Source organism: Microbacterium schleiferi (assembly GCF_020781975.1).
Lineage (GTDB): Bacteria > Actinomycetota > Actinomycetes > Actinomycetales > Microbacteriaceae > Microbacterium.
The window spans coordinates 1-2,597 of record NZ_JAJGNI010000024.1; the positions used below are offsets into that span (position 1 = coordinate 1).

2 protein-coding genes are annotated in these 2,597 nt (G+C 65.6%); both read right to left on the reverse strand.

The window, feature by feature from the left end; translation table 11 throughout:
* Positions 1–126 precede the first annotated feature (126 nt).
* Entirely contained in the window at positions 127–873 is a 747-nt protein-coding gene (locus LL236_RS14695) for an ATP-binding protein (RefSeq protein ID WP_228179571.1), read from the reverse strand.
* On the reverse strand, positions 870–2,435 hold the full coding sequence (gene istA, locus LL236_RS14700) for an IS21 family transposase (RefSeq protein WP_228179572.1): 1,566 nt from the start codon (positions 2,433–2,435) through the stop codon (positions 870–872). Before istA ends, LL236_RS14695 begins: the two co-directional genes overlap by 4 nt.
* Positions 2,436–2,597: the final 162 nt, after the last annotated feature.

The window sequence follows — 2,597 nt, forward strand, 5'->3', positions numbered from 1 at the left end:
TGAGTATTCGACCCCTTGAGCACCGCTGATTATTGCGGTTGAGCACCACCGGATATTGGGGTTCAGCACCGGGCGATATTGCCGGTGAGCACCACCCCCGTGTGAGCGGCGCTCACCGGCGTCGATTCAGTTGGCCGCGGCGGTGTGTTCGCGCATGTTGACCTCGCCGGTCTCGATCCAGATGGTGTTGTGGACGATGCGGTCCATGATCGCGTCAGCGTGGACTCCGCCGCCCAGGCGCTGGTGCCAGTCCTTCTTCGCGTACTGGGTGCAGAACACCGTCGACGTCGCGTCGTATCGCCGTTCGAGAAGCTCGAGGAGCATGGTTCTCGTGTCGTCGGTCGGGGTGTCGAGTAGCCACTCATCGATCACGAGCAGGGTGAACGCGGCGTACTTGCGCAGCCACTTCTCTCTCCCCGCTGGTCGGTCCCGAGCCGAAGCCCATGACTCTTCGAGGTCGGGCATGCGGATGTAGTGCGCCCGGTATCGGTGCTGACACGCCTGCTTCGCCAACGCCGATCCGAGGTAGCTCTTGCCGGATCCGGTGAAGCCTTGGAACACGACGTTCTGCTGCCGGGTGATGAACTGGCAGGTCCCGAGCTGCGCGATCACGCCCCTGTCGAGGCCGCGCTGCTCGATCATGTCGACCCGCCGGAGGTCCGCGTTCGGATAACGCAGCCCCGCCCGCCGGACGAGGCCTTCGACCTTCGAATGGGTGAACGTCGCGTGGGCGTCGTCGACAGCGATCTTGATCCGTTCCTCGAACACCACCCCGAGGGTGAGGGCATCGTCCTGGGCTTCGATCGCGTCAACCAGCGACGCGACGCCCATCTCGCGCAGCTTCCGCTTGGTCTCGGAGTCGAGCCGGCTCATCGGCTCTCTCCTGCGTAGTAGTCGGCGCCGCGGACATACCCCGTCGGCTCTGGTGGTGTCCCGGGTGTCGCCCAAGCATCACGGTTGCCGGGCTCGTCTTGCCTGGTCTCGAGGATGGGTCGCAGGTGCGCGTAGCGCGGCGACCTCACCCGGGACGCGAGAGCCACGCCGGCGGCGGCTTCGACGCGGTCGGCGGAGTACCGGCGCGTCATGCGGAGTACCGCCAACGCGGCACTGAGGCCTTGCTCGTCGACGGGGACGGACTCGAAGATCCGGTTGATCACGGTCGTGGTGTTCTCCCCGACCCTCGCAGCCCATTCCCGGACTCTCGGGGCGTCCCACTGCCGATACTGCGGACCATCGGGCAGATCACTGTCATGCGTGCGGTACTCGTTCACCGTCCCGGCCGGAGCGAGAAGATGACTGGTCAGCCTGTCCTGCCCGGTGAACACTTCGAGCATCCTGTCGGTGACCCGCAGATCGACGGCGCGGCCGATGTGAACGTAGGGGACGGAGTAGAAGTTCTTCTCGAACACGACATGCCCGTTGCGCTGGACCCGACGCCCGTAGACCCACCGGGAGATCTCGAACGAGACGGCCGGCAGCGGGCGCAGCAGCGGTTTCTCCTCACCCTCGAACACGCCCAGCCGGGACCCGGCGCGCTTCTGGAACGGCTCCGCGTTGAACGCCGTCATCCGCTCGTAGACCGCGGCCCGCAACTCCGGCAACGTCGCGAACGACTGGTTCCGCAGCGCCGCGATCACCCAGGTCGCGATGTTGCCGACGGTGTTCTCGACGCTGGCCTTGTCCTTCGGCTTCTTCACCCGCCCCGGCAGCACCGCCGCCGAGTAATGCGCCGCGAGCTCCCGATACGCGTCGTTGAGGACCACCTCACCCTCCGCCGGGTGGGAGATCACCCCCGTCTTCAAGTTGTCCGGGACGATCCGGGGAACACTGCCGCCGAACCAGTCGAACATCGCGACATGGGCGCGCAACCAGGTGCCCTGCTTCATATCCAACGTCGGCTCGACGAACGCGAACCTCGAGAACGGCAACGCCGCGACGAACAAGTAGACCCTCGACACGACACCGGTGACCGGGTCGACGAGCTGCATCGTCTTGCCCGACCAGTCGACCTCGACCGACTGCCCCGCCTTATGACCGACCCGCGACGCCGCCCCGGTGACCAGGACGTGGTGCTGGTAGGACTTGCAGAACCTGTCGTACCCCATCGCCGGCTCACCCCTGCCTCGGCAGGAGTCGACGTACTCGCCATGGAGCAGCTTGAGCGTCACCCCGACCTTCGCGAGCTCCCGGTGGACCCGATCCCAGTCCGGCTGCGCGTGAACACTGTCGTGCTCACCGCGCCCGGGAAACAATCGCGCATACACCTCCGCGTCATCGAGACCGGCGACATCGTCGTAGCCGATGCCCTCCCGGTCGGCGGCGCCGAACACCGCGATGACCGAGTGCCGCGACATTCCCTGCGCCTCGATCTGCCGCTTCGAGAACCCCTCCGCGCGAAGCCTCAGCACCAGCTTCACCTTGATCCTGCGTACCATCCGAACTACTCCTTCTGCCGCGTGATAGGCCACGCGGCAGAAGGAGCCTACGAAGGTGGTGCTGAAGCCGAATATTCGGTGGTGCTCAACGACGAGAACACGTTGCTCAGCGAGCGGTGCTCAACCGCAATACCGATGGTGCTCAGAGGACCGAATACTCAT

Bases quoted from the DNA above. Each gene is read 5' to 3' on its own strand.
- LL236_RS14695 (WP_228179571.1), bottom strand. From the start codon at position 873: ATGAGCCGGCTCGACTCCGAGACCAAGCGGAAGCTGCGCGAGATGGGC.
- istA (WP_228179572.1), bottom strand. From the start codon at position 2,435: ATGGTACGCAGGATCAAGGTGAAGCTGGTGCTGAGGCTTCGCGCGGAG.